We start from the raw sequence: 16081 nt of genomic DNA, 5'->3' as shown, positions 1-16081 counted from the left end.
TTGAGCCGGGCTGAGCGGTCGGGCGATGTAGCGAGCCACTGCGACGCGGCCTCACCCAGTGGCTGTCTGCGATGGAGAAGATCGGAATGCGCTGCGTGTCAACGCAGCGTTGCACGGGATCTGTTGCACAGGATCTGCAGCCAGGAGCGGCTAGCAAAACGTAGCCGTGCCGTCGGTGTGCTGGCTAATCTAGTGCGGATGCCGCTCCGTCGCATACGGATTGGCCTCGCCGCTGCCTGGCGGGCGCAGCGTGTAGCGCTTGTAGGTCCACTGGTATTGCGCCGGGTCGCGCCGGGCGATCTGTTCGATGCCCGCATTGAGCGCGCTGGCCGCGCGCACCGGGTCTGCATCGGCCACCGCCGGGTCCGACGGCTGCACATGCAGCGCGAACTGCAGATCGCCACCGGCGCGTTCGCACCAGCCGTACAGCACGATCGCGCCGGTACGTTCGGCAAGCCGATTGACCAGGGTCATGGTCAAGGCCGGAATGCCGAAGAACGGCGCAAAGACGCCATCACCCATCTTCGGTTGCTGGTCGGGCAGGATGCCGACCGCGCCGCCGTCCTTGAGCACCTTGAACAACTGCCGCACCGCCGGACCTTCGGCACGCACCTGACGCACGTTGTCGCCGCCACGGGCCAGTTGCAGGAAGCCGTCCACCGTGTCCGACTCCGGCGGGCGGTACACGATCGCGATCGGCCCGCGTTCGGACAGCCACTGATTGAGCAATTCCCAGTTGCCGAAGTGCGGTGCGGCGACGATCACCCCGCGCCCGGAGGCCAGTGCTGCGTCGTAGAGCTCCTGGCCATTGCGTTGCAGGCGTGCCAGGTTTTCGGCCGGCGGGCGGGTCCAGGTACGCAGCACTTCCAGTGTCTGCCGCGCGGTCGAACGCAGCACCTGCGCATGCAGCTGCGCGCGCTGGCCGGCATCCAGTTCCGGGTACGCCAACTCCAGGTTGCGACGTGCCACGCGGCTCTCGCGCGCATCGAGCTTGCGCCAGCTCCAGGCCAGCGCGTCGGCCACACGTTTGAGCAGCGGCCACGGCAAGCGGCCCACGGTGGCGGCAGTGGCGTAGAGCAGGCGAGCGCGAGCATCAGGTTTCATCCGCGTAATTCTAAACAGCGCGGCCGCCCAAGGCCCGCGCGTGACAGTACGGGCAGTGCTGGGCATGCTGCGCGACACAGTTTGCTCAACCACAATGCCCATGCTTGCACTGATCCAACGCGTCACCCAGGCCTGCGTCACTGTCGAAGCGGAGCGCGTCGGTCAGATCGGTCCTGGACTGTTGGCCCTGGTCGGGGTCGAACCCGGCGACAGCGATGCGCAGATCCGGCGGCTGGCCGAACGCCTGCTCGGCTACCGCGTCTTTGCCGACGACGCCGGCAAGATGAACCGCTCACTCACCGAGACCGCGGGCGGGCTGCTGCTGGTCAGCCAGTTCACCCTGGTTGCCGACACCAGCTCCGGCACCCGCCCAGGCTTCAGCACGGCCGCACCGCCGCTGGAGGCTGAACGGGCGTTCAATCAATTGGTGGCGATCTGCCGCGAAAAACATCGCGGCGGGGTGGAAACCGGGCGTTTCGGTGCCCATATGGTTGTCGACCTGGTCAACGATGGCCCGGTGACCTTCCTTCTCAGGCCCTAGCCAGCGCTACACCAGCGGTCTCGTCTTGAATCCGGCAGACGGGGCTTCACGCTGGTATAATGCTAGGTCCTCTTTCCAATCTCAAAGCCGGTGGCGCGAGCATCCATGGCCAACGAACGTCCTGCCCAGCAATCCGACATCAAGCTACTGATCAGCAAGGGCCTGGAACAGGGCTATCTGACCTACGCCGAAGTCAATGACCATCTGCCCGACGACCTGGTCGACCCGGAGCAGATCGAAGACATCATCAGCATGATCAACGGCATGGGCATCGATGTCCATGAAGTTGCGCCCGATGCTGAAACCCTGTTGCTCAACGATGGCAACACCGGCAACCGCGAGGTTGACGATACCGCAGCCGAAGAAGCCGCCGCCGCGCTGACCGCGCTCGATACCGAAGGTGGCCGTACCACCGACCCGGTGCGCATGTACATGCGCGAAATGGGCACGGTCGAGCTGCTGACCCGCGAAGGCGAAATCGCCATCGCCAAGCGCATCGAAGAAGGCCTGAGCCAGGTCCAGGCAGCATTGGGCGTGTTTCCGCTGTCGACCGAAATGCTGCTGGCCGATTACGAAGCGCACAAGGAAGGCAAGAAGCGTCTGGCCGAGATCGTGGTCGGCTTCAACGACCTGATCGAAGAAGCCGATGCCGCCGCCGCGGCGCCGGCCGCCGCTGGCCCGGTTGCGGTCTCCGAAGACGATGCTGCCGACGACGACGACGCCGAAGATGGCGACGACGACGCTGCCGAGGAAGAGGCCGGCCCGACCGGTCCGGACCCGGTAGAAGTGGCCACGCGCATGGAGAACCTGGCCAACGAGTACGCCAAGTTCAAGAAGATCTATGCCAAGAACGGCGCCGAGCACAAGCTGGTGGTCAAGGCGCGCGAGGACATGGCCGCCATCTTCACCACGCTCAAGCTGCCGTTGCCGCTGACCGACGCGCTGGTCACCCAGCTGCGTGGCGTGGTCAACGGCATCAAGGACCACGAGCGCAAGGTGCTGCACCTGGCCACTACCGTGGCGCGCATGCCGCGCAAGGACTTCATCCGTTCCTGGGAAGGCAATCAGACCAACCTGGAATGGGTGGAAGACGCCCTCAAGCGCAAGCAGAAGTGGTCGTCGGCGCTGCGCGACGTCAAGGATCAGATCGTCTCCGAGCAGCAAGGCTCGATCGAGATGGAGAAGGCCAACTACCTGACCTTGGGCGAAATCAAGGAGATCAGCCGCGCGATGGCCTATGGCGAAGCCAAGGCACGCAAGGCCAAGAAGGAAATGGTCGAGGCCAACCTGCGTCTGGTCATCTCCATCGCCAAGAAGTACACCAACCGCGGTCTGCAGTTCCTCGACCTGATCCAGGAAGGCAACATCGGCCTGATGAAGGCGGTGGACAAGTTCGAATACCGTCGCGGTTACAAGTTCTCCACGTATGCAACGTGGTGGATCCGTCAGGCCATCACCCGTTCGATCGCCGATCAGGCGCGCACCATCCGTATCCCGGTGCACATGATCGAAACGATCAACAAGTTGAACCGCATTTCCCGTCAGATGCTCCAGCAGTTCGGCCGCGAGGCCACGCCGGAGGAGCTGGCCAAGGAAATGGACATGCCCGAGGACAAGATCCGCAAGGTGATGAAAATTGCCAAGGAGCCGATCTCGATGGAAACCCCGATCGGCGACGACGAGGATTCGCATCTGGGCGACTTCATTGAGGACACCAATGTGGAGTCCCCGATCGACAACACCACCAACATCAATCTCTCCGAGACGGTGCGTGATGTGTTGGCCGGTCTGACCCCGCGCGAAGCCAAGGTGCTGCGGATGCGCTTCGGTATCGACATGAATACCGATCACACGCTGGAAGAGGTCGGCAAGCAGTTCGACGTCACCCGCGAGCGGATTCGTCAGATAGAGGCCAAGGCGTTGCGCAAGCTGCGTCACCCGAGCCGTTCGGAGCAGCTGCGCTCGTTCCTCGATATCGACTGATATCAGGGCGATTTCAGCGCAGTGATCACAACAGCCCCGCAACTGCGGGGCTGTTGCGTTATGGGGCAGCCGAAGGATGATACTTGCAATAAGTGCGGGGGATGCGTGCCACGGCAGCGTATTGCGGCGCTACGGCATTCACGCATCGGCGACGAAGCCGCACGGCGCCGCAACATGAAATCGGCGCTTCTCCAAAGCTCACGTGGTGTTCTAGCCGTGCCTTCTAAGTTGACGGACGCACGCACACGAGACCGCCTTATGAGCAGGCAAAGCCGCTTTGAAACCACCACGTACCGCGATCACGAAATCCGCGTACGCGTCGAGCGCGCTGCGCCGGATGCCAACTGGACGTTGCAGGTCGATGTGTATGCGCTTGGCGGCCAACGCCAGCCACGCATCGACGACCAGGGGCCTGGTTGGGAGACGTATCAGGACGCTATTGCGCAAGGGTTTCACGCGGGGCGGAAGTTGATCGATGCGCAGTTTGAGATGTCGTAGTGGCCGGGTTGAGGGTTGGGGATTAGTGATTCGGAATTGCTGAGGTGTATGTCGCTAGATCGTTCACCCTCGAATACCGCGGCAGGACAGATTGAGCGCGTACACCTTTAAAGCCTGGCTCACGCCGGGCTTTCCTGTATCTGCATGCGCAAACCCAGGTAGATGCGGCCACTCGTCCTCATTGACACCTGATGCAGCAGACAGCGACGCGCACGGACAGGTAAACTTTCGCGTCAGCTGGACGGTCCGACATGCCCTGCATCTCGCCACCCACCCTGCCGGGCCTATAGCTCAACGGTTAGAGCAGAGGACTCATAATCCTTTGGTTCCAGGTTCGAATCCTGGTGGGCCCACCAGTAAAATCAATGATTTGCTGACGCGTCTCATCTTAAGAGAGAGGCCAAAGGTACATTTTCGGTACAGTCCGGGAAGTAGAGACCTATGGCAACACTCGTAAAAACCCCCGCAGGTTCTTGGAAGGCCGTCATCCGTAAGACTGGATGGCCTCCTGCGATCAAGACATTCCGCACCAAGCGTGATGCCGAGGACTGGGCTAGGCGCACCGAGGATGAGATGGTGCGCGGTGTGTACATCCGCCGCGCCGGCTCCGAGCGCACTACCGTTGAAGCTGCGATGCGGCGATACCTGGCCGAAGTCACGCCAGGCAAGCGGCCTGTCACGCAGATCAGTGAAGTGCGCAGTGCCGAAGTTCTGATCAAACATCTTGGCCGTTATTCATTGGCGGCGGTGACCGCAGAGATCGTTGCTCGCTTCCGCGACGAACGCTTGGCCGGAGACCTGGATGCGCAGGGTCAACGCCGGCCGCGCAGTAACAACACGGTGCGCTTGGAACTCGCGTTGCTTGGGCACATGTTTACGGTGGCATTGAAGGAATGGGGCCTAGGGCTCATCCACAGCCCGGTGCTAGGCATTCGGCGCCCGCCACCTGGCCCTGGGCGAGATCGCCGCTTGATTCCGCACGAGGAGCAGCGCCTGCTTCGCGCAGTAGATGGCCACTCAAATCCGATGCTCGGTTGGATCGTACGCTTAGCCTTGGAAACGGGAATGCGCGCTTCCGAACTGGTGGGCCTGCGCCGCAGCCAGGTTGACTTGGTGCGCCGCGTGGCCCGTCTTCAGCAGACAAAGAATGGAAGTTCGCGGACTGTCCCCTTGACCCAGGAGGCTGTGCGAGTGTTGCGAGTTGCGTTGGCCAACCCTGTACGTCCTATCGACACCGATCTGCTGTTCTATGGCGAGCCTGGGCGAGACGGTAAACGTCGCTCTTACCAATTCAATCCAGCTTGGATGAAGCTCAAGCGCGACTCCGGAATGGCGGATCTACATTTTCATGATCTACGGCATGAGGCAATCAGTCGACTTGTTGAAGCAGGCCTTTCAGACCAGGAGGTTGCTGCGATCAGTGGTCACAAATCCATGCAAATGTTGCGGCGATACACACACCTGCGGGCTGAGGATCTTGTATCAAAGTTGGACCGACTCGGAAGAGGGGTTGCCTAGGGAAGGTCTGAATAACGAGACCTGAGAGTGCGGAATGTCGCATCGTTCCGGAGAGTCGCGTTTGGATCTTCGGATTTTCCGCCATTTCTGGCGCTTTCCTTGGGAATTCCACGGATCACAGGCGCACGCTCCCCATAGCAGGCAGTAACTGCTTTCGCTTCATCCACAGATTGGAGAGCGCAAACAAGGTCAGCACGTGTGCGGTGTTCTTAGCCAGGCCGCGATAGCGGACCTTGGTGTAACCGAACTGGCGCTTGATCACCCGGAACGGATGCTCCACCTTCGCGCGCACGCTGGCCTTGAAGTGTTCCCAACGCTGTTCCCGAGCACGCTCGCGTTTGTTGCCGATGGCTTGCAGCGTCGAACGCTTGGCGGCAATGAAAAATGCAGCCTTGCAGGTCTGCAGTTCTTCGCGTTTGTCCGCACCGGTGTAGCCGCTGTCGCCGAACACGCTGTCTTCTTTGCCATGCAGTAATGCGTGCGTCACCGTGACGTCGGCGACATTGGCGGCTGTGCAATGGACGTGGTGCACCAGCCCGGAAAATTCATCCACGCCGATGTGCGCCTTCATCCCGAAATACCACTGATTGCCCTTCCTGGTCTGATGCATTTCAGGGTCGCGCGCGTGATCGGCGTTCTTGGTCGAACTGGGTGCAGCGATCAGCGTCGCATCGACGATCGTGCCCGACCGCAGGCTCTGCCCCTTGCGTGCCAGATGCGCGTTGACCGCGTCCAGCATCCGCGCGGCAAGGCCATGGGTCTCCAGCAGGCGCCGAAAGTTGAGAATCGTGGTCTCGTCCGGAACGTTGTCCAAGCCACCGAGCTGGGCAAACCTCCGCAAGATCGGGATCTCGTGCAGCGCTTCTTCCATCGCCGGATCGCTCAACGCATACCACTGCTGCAGCAAATGAATCCGCAACATCGTCGCCAGTGCGTATGGCTGTCGACCAGGGCGTCCCGACACCGGATAGTGCGGCGCGATCAGCCCCAGCAGTTGCTGCCATTGAACCACCTGCTCCATCTCGGCCAGAAAGATCTCGCGCCGGGTCTGCTTGCGCTTGCCCAGGCCCTCAGCGTCACCGAACGTCAGTTGCATGGATGATTCCTCACTCTGTGGCAATAGTGTCGCGCATCTGCTGTGCTTCGTTCAGAGGTTCCCTAGGGAAGCTCTGAACAACGCACCATAGATACGCGACACTACCCGCCTCATGTTGAGGAGTAATCCATGCAACTGACGTTCGGCGACGCTGAAGGCCTGGGCAAGCGCAAGCAGACCCGCCGGGAGATCTTCCTGGCCGAGATGGAGCAGGTCGTTCCGTGGCAGCACTTGCTCGGTCTGATCGCACCGCACTATCCGGTGTCGGGACGCCCTGGTCGACAGCCATACGCACTGGCGACGATGTTGCGGATTCATTTGCTGCAGCAGTGGTATGCGTTGAGCGATCCGGCGATGGAAGAAGCGTTGCACGAGATCCCGATCTTGCGGAGGTTTGCCCAGCTCGGTGGCTTGGACAACGTTCCGGACGAGACCACGATTTTGAACTTTCGGCGCCTGCTGGAGACCCATGGCCTTGCCGCGCGGATGCTGGACGCGGTCAACGCGCATCTGGCACGCAGGGCCAGAGCCTGCGGTCGGGCACGATCGTCGATGCGACGCTGATCGCTGCACCCAGTTCGACCAAGAACGCCGATCACGCGCGCGACCTGAAATGCATCAGACCAGGAAGGCAATCAGTGGTATTTCGGGATGAAGGCGCACATCGGCGTGGATGAATTTTCCGGGCTGGTGCACCACGTCCATTGCACAGCCGCCAATGTCGCCGACGTCACGGTGACGCACGCATTACTGCATGGCAAAGAAGACAGCGTGTTCGGCGACAGCGGCTACACCGGTGCGGACAAACGCGAAGAACTGCAGACCTGCAAGGCTGCATTTTCATTGCCGCCAGGCCCTCGACGCTGCAAGCCATCGGCAACAAACGCGAGCGTGCTCGGGAACAGCGTTGGGAACACTTCAAGGCCAGCGTGCGCGCGAAGGTGGAGCATCCGTTCCGGGTGATCAAGCGCCAGTTCGGTTACACCAGGTCCGCTATCGCGGCCTGGCTAAGAACACCGCACACGTGCTGACCTTGTTTGCGCTCTCCAATCTGTGGATGAAGCGAAAGCAGTTACTGCCTGCCATGGGAGCGTGCGCCTGTAACCGGGAATTCCCATGGAAAGCGCCAGAAATGGCGAAAATCCTAAAATCCAAACGCGACTCTCCGGAACGATGCGACATTCCGCACTCTCAGGCCTCGTTGTTCAGACCTTCCCTAGCTGATACGTAAATCGGAGCTTGCATCTGCTGCTTGATAGCTGCTCGAGATGCGCTTTTTTATCTCAAATGCACTTTATGAGCCACGACCAAAACGTATTAATTTGGTTTTCGTTAAGGGCGTAAGTGTACGGAAGTAGGATTTGTTGTACCTCTGTGTTTCGCTGTTTTTAGGCTTATTTCCAGCTGAAAGTAGGTTGTCAGCCGATATGGGGGTGCTTGGCAACAACGCCAATATAGAGCGTCTTGGTATTTGAGCAATTTTCCGTGATGTTTGACCAATGGATTCGAAGTCATGAGGATGTGCATCTACAGAAACCAACCGTAGGTACATGCACTCCTATGACAACTGAAGAATATCTACTGCAGAAGTATGGGCCGCTTATGAAGCTGGTTGACGTTGCCGCTCTCTTAGGGCGTTCTCCCGACGGAATGCGTGTAGCGCTGTACTCGAATAACGAGGTTTCTCGAAAGCTCAGGCCCACAATGTTGCGTGTAGGGAGGCGAGTCTACTTCCGAACGCTTCAAGTCAAGAACGCGTTGTTACTTGACGGAGAAGTAATACCTGCCAACAGCGTCGCAGGCTAGTCTGGTCATGAGCGAATTTATCAGCATCAAGCGCCGCACCTACTCGGCAGTGCCAGATGACATCTTGACCGATCATCGAGTGGGATGGACGGCGCGTGTTGTCCTATCCTGGATGCTAGGGAGAAGTTCTGATTTCAAATTGAATATTTGGCATGTACGTAAGACCTTCAAGTTGAGCGAGCAGCAGTGGCTTCGCGCTCGGGGAGAAATGCAAGCTGCTGGCTACTTCCAGCAAAAGCGGGTGCGTGATTCGCAAGGGAAAATAAAGTGGTTGCAAGTTGTTACAGATACACCTAAGCAGCACATTGCTACGACTACGTCAGACCCTGAACCATACCCCCAAAAACCGGGGTATGGGCGTCCAAGCCATGGCGACTCATCCAATGGCCTGTCAGGCCTTGGTAGACAGGGGGGTAAACCAAGTGTAAGTAGTACCAAGAAGAGCAGTACCAACTTAGGGCCTGTTAACACTAATGGCCCGAGCGATTAAACTATTGGGTATGGAGATCACGCCAGCACAATTTTCTCTGATCGAACACTGCCTGCCGGCGCAGCGCAGCAATGTCAGCATGACCAACCTGCAAGTGGTCAACGCCATCCTTTACGTTGCCGAGCATGGCTGCAAATGGCGCGGCCTACCCAAGCGCTTTGGCAACTGGCATACGGTCTACACACGCATGAACCGTTGGGCCAAGGCGGGTGTGCTGGACCGGATGTTCGCCCAATTGCAGAAGTCCCAGATCGTGCGCATCAAGATCGAAGCAGTCTCGCTGGACTCCACCAGCGTCAAGCTCCATCCCGATGGCACGGGTGCATTAAAAAAAACGGCCCGCAGGCCGTCGGCAAGTCTCGCGGTGGATGGAACACCAAGATTCATATGGTTGCCGCAGATGCTCGAACAGCCATCACCTTTGGATTGACGCCTGGCAACGTGCATGACGCACCTGCAGGCCGCGCGTTGCTTGAACACCTGGGGCCAGTGGAGCGGCCGATTCATTTGTTGATGGACCGTGCTTACGAAGGCAACGAAACCCGCCAGTTGGCGCTCGATCTTGGCTTCGTGCCGGTGGTCCCGCCGAAATCCAATCGGGTCGAGCCTTGGGAATACAACCGGGAGATGTACAAGCGGCGTAACGAAGTGGAGAGACTGTTCCGTCGCTTGAAAGGCTACCGCCGGATTTTCTCGCGCTTCGAGAAGCTGGATGTCATGTTCCTTGGATTCCTCAGCTTCGTCCTAGTCGTTGATGGGCTTCGGATGTGTTAACAGGCCCTAGTTGAGACTATTGATGAAAAACCACTACAACCCACTGCGTGTAAGGTCATCAGCGGTAACGAACTTGACGACACAGATGCAGGTGTCCCGGCTGGAAGAGAACTTGTTTGGCCGCACTCCTTAAACACGCCACAAAGGCGTGCATTGGAACTGCTGATGGCTGGAATCGACTTTGACGAAGCACAGGTTCTCTTAGACGAACTTACCGGAGTGCTTTCGACCAACAGCATCAAGACCACCCCAGAACGTTGGCTAAGAGCCATCGTTTCGCGCTACGAGAGAGGTGAATTTGAGCCGGTCGCTGGAGTGGCGGTATCGGAAGCAAGAAGGAAAGCGAGCGAGAAGAAAGCGATTGAGCCAGTTCGTAGCCTTCAGCGATCATCACCAGGGGCCAGCAAGCCGTACATGGACCAGATAGGTGCAATGCTTAGGGTGAAAACGTAAAAGCTAATGAGCACCACGACGCCTGATAAATCTTTATCTTTTCGTAACCTCGAAGACTACTGTGACAGTCTGGAAAGAAGAGGGGAAATTCAGGTGATCTTATATGCCGAACGAAAGAGGGGATACGCCATGCGTATCGATGACGGCACCGAATCCCGAGTAATTGTCGATAGTCATGGCATGCAGCTATGGTTCCGCACCGTCGATCAGGCCTTGGAAGATCTGGCGGATGTGCCGTATTTGAGCGAAAATCTAATCATCGTCCGAAGCAGCTGGTAAAGACGATACGTTTCCAAGACCCTGGGTCGAGTTGCCCCAAGAACGCTTCGTGCGTACCGGGTGCCGGGCTGAAAAGAAGGCCCTGACAGCCATGAGCAGAATGGCCGCATAGTCAGCCCACCGCCATACAGGCGCGGCTACGGGGGCTAAGCCCCTCCTGACCCTGCCGGAACAGTCGGCCTCGTCCTCCTAACGCAATAGGAGTGGCACTCATGCAAATCATCAAATCGCTTCTTCTCGCCGGCCTGCTCATGTTCGGCGGCTATGCCAACGCGCAAGTCCCTGTGACGGTCACTTCAGACCTACCAGCGGTCACCAATCAAATCGAAACAATGGCGAAGTGGAAGACGCAGTACGATCAAATGGTCGGTCAGCTCAACCAAATGCAGAAGCAATACGAGGCAGTCACTGGCCCGCGCGGTCTGGGTCAGATCATGAACAACCCTGCGCTACGCGATTACCTGCCATCCGATTGGCAGAACGTCTACGACTCTGTGCGCAGCGGCGGCTATAACGGGCTTAGTGGTAGTGCAGCAAGCATCTACAATCAGAATCAGGTCTATGACGCTTGTGCTTCGGTGCCACAAGCCGATGCGCGCACAGCCTGCCAGGCGGCGGCCGTAAAGCCTTCTCAGGACAAAGCCTTCGCAACAGCTGCATATGCAGCGGCAAAATCACGCCTGGATCAAATAGATTCCTTGATGCGGCAAATAAATCAAACACAGGACCCAAAGTCGATCGCCGAATTGCAAGGACGGATCGCGTCGGAGCAAGCCATGATCGCCAACGAGCAGATTAGAATTCAATTGTTTCAAATGATGGCACAGGCTGAGGACAAAATTCAGGAGCAACGTCAAAACGAGATTGACGCAAAAATGAATGCGCGTCGCGGATTTTCCCCGTTGAAACCGGTCGAATTCTAAGGAGGTTATATGCTGTACTTCATTGAGCTAATGCTGATTGCTGGATATATTCAACTTCCTATTCGGTTCTGGCTATCAGTCCGAAAGTTTGGAATTGCTCGTTTCAATGATGCCTTGCGCGGCGACGCGCACATGTTTTGCCTAGATATATGCGGAATTTCTATTGCATTACCTGCACTTTACTGGATTTTGTACGATACGCTTGGAATCTCTATTCCTAGCGTCGAGAAGATCACAGACTTGGAAGCAAATATAGTAGCGTTCGTGTTGACAGCGTCGTTTATCGGGCTTGCGTTCATAAATGGCAGAGAGCGCTTTCTAGATGCCACACGTGCCGGCATGCCAGAAGCGGCACTAAGATGGCTTGCAATACGCCAAATCATCGTTGCTTCGGAAGTTTCCGCTGCACTCGCGCAAATGCCGCGCTCTACTAAGAGAATTTAACCATGAAAAAATTCATCTATGTGTTTTCGCTCGCCTCCCTTTTGGCTGGTTGCAACAACAACGAGCCAACCCGCACTGTCGCAGATTTCAAAGCCGACAAAGAGCAACGCAATGCGGTACTGGCGGCCTGTGTCAGCCTCCCGTAAAGTTGATCCATCCATAACTAGAGGTCTCCGGGCACACTAGCCACCCAGCGACGTCCCCCGCCCTGAGTAGCGGTCGGGTTTAGAGTCCGGGTTGATGATATCGGTGTTTGCCAGATGTTGGGCATACGCAGCCGGCGTCATGCCGCCAATTGCTTTCTTGGGTCGGTCCTCGTTGTATTCGCGTCGCCAGCGTTCGATCTCGGTACGCGCGTGCAGCAACGTCGGGAACCAGTGCTCGTTGAGGCATTCATCGCGTAGCCGGCCGTTGAAGGATTCGACGTAGGCGTTCTGGTTCGGTTTGCCTGGTTGGTTCAGCCGCAACTGCACGCCACGTGCATGCGCCCAGACGACCATTGCCTGGGGTTCAGCCGACATACGTGTAAAAATGACTCACAAGCTCGGATTTCACCCATTGCATCAGTGAGTTAGCGGATATTTCTGGGTAACAAAACTCCACTACCAACAGCGATTAGCTCACTTTTGGCTGTTTTTTACACGAATCCCTGCCGCCCCTTATCTTCGCGGCCAGTCGACGGAATTCGTTCATGCTCATGTCCGTCACAAAAGGCGCGTTGATTGCCCTTGCGCTGTGAGAAGTACCACCGCCTTCTTATCGAAGGAAACGAAGGTTTCCCCGCCAAGCCAGTTGCCTTCGTAGGCAATGACGCCATCGGCAAAGTCTCCGCCCGCGTCGAGCACCAGCAAGCCAGCCTCCACGGCAGGCCGGTTCACTTCCACATTCGCGGCGGCCAGTAGTGCCCGGATCGCGCTGGCCGCGTCGGCTTGCTGGAAGCCGTAGACACGCAGCAGCACCCAAACAAATTCACATAGGCACGGCAACGCGACCGCGATCAACTCGGCGTCGGTCAAGACTGCGGCGGCAACGTCCGCTTGTGCGGGATCGTCACGCACAACCGCACGCACAAGGACGTTGGTATCGACGGCGACCTTCATTGCTTACCTGCCCAGCCTTGCGCCGCCGCCTCGTTGATTTCTTCGATGGTTGCAACCTTCTGCGTCCTGCCCGCGAGCAGGCCGACAAAGCTGGCTATCGTCCCTGCGGGCCGGGCCGCCTTGAGCACGCCCCGACCATCTGGCAGCAAGTTCAGTTCGATCTTGTCGCCTGGCCTGATGCCGAGGTGTTGCAGTACGTCCTTCCGAAACGTCACTTGTCCCCGTGCGGTAACGGTCAATGTGGTCATGATGGTTTGCCCTCGCAATCCAAGGTTGATGCTTTACATTGTAATGCAAAACTGCCTTACTGTCAATGTCCGTCAAACGATCATTAGTCGGCCATGCCGGACATTGTCCGGCAATGCACTTGCTTAACGGGTTTTCGGACATTATGATAGGCGGACAGAAAGACGGACAAAAGGGGCGGTAATGGTACTGATCGGCTATGCGCGGGTATCGACGGCGGAACAGGACACCGCTTTGCAGACGGATGCGCTACGCAAGGCAGGCTGCGAGCGCGTTTTTGAGGACACGGCTTCTGGGGCCAAGGCCGACAGGCCCGGCTTGGCTGATGCGCTGGCCTACCTGCGCGCCGGCGACGTGCTGGCCGTCTGGCGTCTGGATCGGCTCGGGCGCTCGATGCCACACCTCATTGAGACAATCGCCGCGCTGGAAGCGCGTGGCGTCGGCTTCCGGTCGCTGACCGAAAGCATCGACACCACCACGCCGGGCGGACGGCTCATCTTCCACGTCTTCGGCGCACTGGGCCAGTTCGAGCGCGACTTGATCCGCGAGCGCACCAAGGCCGGGCTGACCGCTGCCGCCGCACGCGGGCGGAAGGGCGGGCGAAAGCCGGTTGTCACGGCCGACAAGTTGCAGCGAGCGCGGGAGCACATCGCCAACGGGCTTAATGTCCGAGAGGCCGCTAAACGGCTCAAGGTGAGCAAGACGGCTCTATACGCCGCGCTGCAATCCACTAGTGCAGCCAACTTCTGACATTCCGTGCAGCTGTCCTCTGAGAATGACACATCCGCGACCAGAGGACAGTTCACCAACTCAAGGGCGGGCGACCCAAGGCGTCCAGTCGCTCTGCGTCCTCCAGGATCGCTGTTGTCGTGCGCGGCGAAATGGGCTGCGCTTCATCCAGCCCGTAGGCTTGCCGCGCAGCATCGGCGGCTAAATCCTCAAGCGTCCCTTGTGAGTACTCTTGCAGTCTTTGACGCGTGCCTTCGGCAAGATCCGGGGCGATGACCGGCATCGAGGAAAAGATGTAGCCCGGCGCATGCTTGGCATGGTTAGCAAGAAAGACTGCCCCCATGTCGCGCGCATACGCATGCCGCGCAGTTTGCGGATCCTCGATCTCGGCTCTGAATCCGTTTGTCCTGTCCAGCGCTTCGATTGCGTCAGGCTTGTCGAATCGTTCAACTACAGTGGTGGTCGTTCGGTACGTTTCGGCCCAGCGCGAATCCCCTAGTCGCACGGCTGGACCATCGCACCACGAGTCAAGGACCACCGCGGACTCCTCCGCCTCTATCGCGCCTGGTGGCTGGTAAAGCGCGTAGATGTGGGGCACCCCGTAGTCACGTACGGTCATCATCTGCCCGCCATCCTCCATGCGGACGGCATGTTGACGTGCATTGATCGCTGCGTTCTCGTCACAGTTGCCAGCCCCCAAAGCCAGTGCGCTTCCTGCCCATGAATTCTGGTCATTTCTACTGAGGGTGTAGGACAGAGCGCTGTAGGTGGCGCTCCGTCCGTTGCTGAGCCTCAGATCGCTATCGACATTGCCTCGTCCAAGGTGCAAGGCGAGTCGTGTCTCGTGCACCGTCGCTGTGGCGTCGGCAAGGCGTTGGCGGTCGCGCGCATCTTCGATGGGTCTGTCGTTGAGGCGCATACCAAGCTGGTAGGCCGCCTGCTGAACTTCGTGCGGCTGTAGGGTCGGGCGCCCGGCGCCCGCCCGCCTCGCCCTGCGAGCCCCGAGTGATGGCAAGCCATGCAGGCTGGGTGACATGGGCGCCTCGGAGGATGAAGGCGTAGAGGGCGGGGTTTGCTCTAGGGCGTGAGTTGCATAATGGTCAGGTGACCCTGCCACGCTCGGCTTCGAAACGCATAGACCCATTTCCAGCTCCTGCAGTACTGAGTCATCAAGGTTAGCGAGAAGCTCTCCGATTAGCGTAGGCTCACCGAAGTCATGGCTGGGACCACGAAGGATTGGCGCTGGTACGCGCGCGTGCTTGCCGGCAAGCACGCCTGCCCATCTGAAAGATTGCGGCGAACCCTGGGGCAATGCCGAGTCATCCATTGCTGGTAGCGGCGCTGTGGCTGCACTCTGTTGCCGGGTAAATCGGTGTTGGAGCAAGAAGGGCGTGTATCGATGAAGGAGAAGTACTGGCCGGATCATCTGGCCAAGGGATTTATCGGGATTGACGATGCCCAATTTTCACTGGCGCATCTGCAGCCATTCACTTACCAAGTGACCATTGCCACGCCCGACCGGGCGGCGGTGGCGGTGTCTGTATCCGTGGAATTCAGTTCGCACTGCGTCAGCAAGGGCCCGCCCAAGCAAGGGCCGGCGCTGGTCTTCCACGCAGGCCACGACGACCTGGTTATCGACCAGCGTCGGATCTGGCGCTGTTTTCATCCCGCGCGTTATGCAGCCTCAGCGCTCCTGCCCGACATCATGCGGACGCTCGATCAGCGCCCCTGCTTGTTTACCAATGGCGACAACTTCCTGACGATGGAGCTGCAGGAGCTGATTCCCGGCTACCCACCAGGCGCGCAATACGAGGTGTATTTCAATGTTGCGGCGCGAGGCCGGGGCGCAGTTCGGATCTACGTTGAGAGCGCTTATGTGCGCGACGAAGACGCCGACAACGACCCCTACAAGTTCAAGAAGGACGATCGCATTAAGGGGTGGCGGCTGCTGTTGAATCGCGCGACCGGCAGGCCAGTCCGCCGACCGCCGCTGCGGCGCTAAAAACAAACCCCCCTTTCGGGGGGTTTCGCGGAAGCCCTTAGGGATTGCTCCCATCAACCGGCGGTAGGCCTGGAACCAGTGGCGGCGTCTGAACA

At 58.7% G+C, this 16081-nt stretch carries 17 protein-coding genes, 1 tRNA gene and 2 pseudogenes; 14 read left to right on the top strand and 6 right to left on the bottom strand.

Translation table 11 applies throughout. The features are described 5' to 3' along the window. Nucleotides 1-189: 189 nt before the first annotated feature. Nucleotides 190-1206, bottom strand: a complete 1017-nt coding sequence (locus NDY25_RS07865; RefSeq protein WP_180336614.1) for a lauroyl acyltransferase — start codon at nt 1204-1206, stop codon at nt 190-192. Here NDY25_RS07865 and dtd point away from each other — a divergent pair. The 5 genes from dtd (at nt 1205) to NDY25_RS07840 (ending at nt 5644) form a co-directional block, all read left to right on the top strand. Continuing rightward, complete coding sequence (gene dtd / locus NDY25_RS07860) at nt 1205-1645, top strand: D-aminoacyl-tRNA deacylase (RefSeq protein WP_168959928.1); 441 nt, start codon at nt 1205-1207, stop codon at nt 1643-1645. The two genes, NDY25_RS07865 and dtd, sit on opposite strands and share 2 nt — an antisense overlap. A gap of 105 nt (nt 1646-1750) precedes the next feature. Further along, nucleotides 1751-3628, top strand: coding sequence for an RNA polymerase sigma factor RpoD (rpoD, locus tag NDY25_RS07855; RefSeq protein ID WP_256627866.1), 1878 nt, complete (start codon nt 1751-1753; stop codon nt 3626-3628). A 174-nt stretch (nt 3629-3802) separates the two neighbouring features. After that, nucleotides 3803-4126 carry a DUF6566 family protein gene (locus tag NDY25_RS07850; protein WP_168959929.1) on the top strand — a complete coding sequence of 108 codons (324 nt, stop codon included), beginning with the start codon at nt 3803-3805 and terminating at the stop codon, nt 4124-4126. Nucleotides 4127-4406: 280 nt separating this feature from the next. Further along, nucleotides 4407-4482, top strand: a tRNA-Ile gene (locus tag NDY25_RS07845). An 85-nt stretch (nt 4483-4567) separates the two neighbouring features. Continuing rightward, the gene (locus NDY25_RS07840) at nt 4568-5644 is read left to right on the top strand and encodes a site-specific integrase (protein ID WP_168959930.1); all 1077 of its coding nucleotides are present in this window, start codon (nt 4568-4570) and stop codon (nt 5642-5644) included. Between the two features lie 115 nt (nt 5645-5759). On the opposite strand, the gene NDY25_RS07835 is transcribed toward NDY25_RS07840, so the two are convergent. Further along, nucleotides 5760-6740, bottom strand: a complete 981-nt coding sequence (locus tag NDY25_RS07835; protein ID WP_256627865.1) for an IS5 family transposase — start codon at nt 6738-6740, stop codon at nt 5760-5762. Nucleotides 6741-6869: 129 nt separating this feature from the next. Here NDY25_RS07835 and NDY25_RS07830 point away from each other — a divergent pair. The 7 genes and pseudogenes from NDY25_RS07830 to NDY25_RS07800 all read left to right on the top strand — a co-directional run. Further along, a pseudogene (locus NDY25_RS07830) lies at nt 6870-7830 on the top strand (IS5 family transposase); the annotation flags it as partial. A 1216-nt stretch (nt 7831-9046) separates the two neighbouring features. Next, nucleotides 9047-9810, top strand: a protein-coding gene (locus NDY25_RS07825) for an IS5 family transposase (RefSeq protein WP_256627981.1) whose coding sequence is annotated in 2 segments (ribosomal slippage) — nt 9047-9362 and nt 9362-9810 — 765 coding nt in all. Because the reading frame shifts where the segments join, the coding sequence is not laid out codon by codon here. A gap of 165 nt (nt 9811-9975) precedes the next feature. Then, nucleotides 9976-10263 (top strand): hypothetical protein, encoded by a 288-nt coding sequence (locus NDY25_RS07820; RefSeq protein WP_081374062.1) that lies wholly within the window; start codon nt 9976-9978, stop codon nt 10261-10263. Nucleotides 10264-10269: 6 nt separating this feature from the next. After that, complete coding sequence (locus tag NDY25_RS07815) at nt 10270-10542, top strand: hypothetical protein (RefSeq protein ID WP_168960100.1); 273 nt, start codon at nt 10270-10272, stop codon at nt 10540-10542. 212 nt (nt 10543-10754) lie between these two features. Further along, nucleotides 10755-11465, top strand: coding sequence for a P-type DNA transfer protein VirB5 (gene virB5, locus NDY25_RS07810; RefSeq protein ID WP_168960101.1), 711 nt, complete (start codon nt 10755-10757; stop codon nt 11463-11465). A 9-nt stretch (nt 11466-11474) separates the two neighbouring features. After that, entirely contained in the window at nt 11475-11909 is a 435-nt protein-coding gene (locus NDY25_RS07805) for a hypothetical protein (protein WP_168960102.1), read from the top strand. 2 nt (nt 11910-11911) lie between these two features. Further along, the gene (locus NDY25_RS07800; protein ID WP_168960103.1) at nt 11912-12055 is read left to right on the top strand and encodes an EexN family lipoprotein; all 144 of its coding nucleotides are present in this window, start codon (nt 11912-11914) and stop codon (nt 12053-12055) included. Between the two features lie 36 nt (nt 12056-12091). Here the strand turns inward: NDY25_RS07800 and NDY25_RS07795 are convergent. From NDY25_RS07795 to NDY25_RS07785, 3 genes and pseudogenes are all read right to left on the bottom strand, one after another. Then, nucleotides 12092-12415, bottom strand: a pseudogene (locus NDY25_RS07795) (integrase core domain-containing protein); the annotation flags it as partial. Nucleotides 12416-12613: 198 nt separating this feature from the next. Continuing rightward, nucleotides 12614-13009 (bottom strand): type II toxin-antitoxin system VapC family toxin, encoded by a 396-nt coding sequence (locus NDY25_RS07790; protein WP_009602864.1) that lies wholly within the window; start codon nt 13007-13009, stop codon nt 12614-12616. Further along, a complete protein-coding gene (locus NDY25_RS07785; protein WP_002804328.1) occupies nt 13006-13257 on the bottom strand; it encodes an AbrB/MazE/SpoVT family DNA-binding domain-containing protein in 252 nt (83 codons plus the stop codon). Before NDY25_RS07785 ends, NDY25_RS07790 begins: the two co-directional genes overlap by 4 nt. A 181-nt stretch (nt 13258-13438) precedes the next feature. On the opposite strand from NDY25_RS07785, the gene NDY25_RS07780 reads away from it, so the two are divergent. Beyond that, a complete protein-coding gene (locus tag NDY25_RS07780) occupies nt 13439-14005 on the top strand; it encodes a recombinase family protein (RefSeq protein WP_075287283.1) in 567 nt (188 codons plus the stop codon). 52 nt (nt 14006-14057) lie between these two features. Here the strand turns inward: NDY25_RS07780 and xopE are convergent, their stop codons facing one another. Further along, a complete protein-coding gene (gene xopE, locus NDY25_RS07775; protein WP_256627980.1) occupies nt 14058-15128 on the bottom strand; it encodes a XopE/AvrPphe family type III secretion system effector in 1071 nt (356 codons plus the stop codon). A 255-nt stretch (nt 15129-15383) separates the two neighbouring features. Here xopE and NDY25_RS07770 point away from each other — a divergent pair, with 255 nt between their 5' ends. Further along, nucleotides 15384-15986, top strand: coding sequence for a hypothetical protein (locus tag NDY25_RS07770; protein WP_251761834.1), 603 nt, complete (start codon nt 15384-15386; stop codon nt 15984-15986). Nucleotides 15987-16081 lie beyond the last annotated feature (95 nt).

Source organism: Xanthomonas hortorum pv. pelargonii, from assembly GCF_024499015.1.
GTDB lineage: Bacteria > Pseudomonadota > Gammaproteobacteria > Xanthomonadales > Xanthomonadaceae > Xanthomonas > Xanthomonas hortorum_B.
This window is presented reverse-complemented; position numbering and strand designations above follow the sequence as displayed.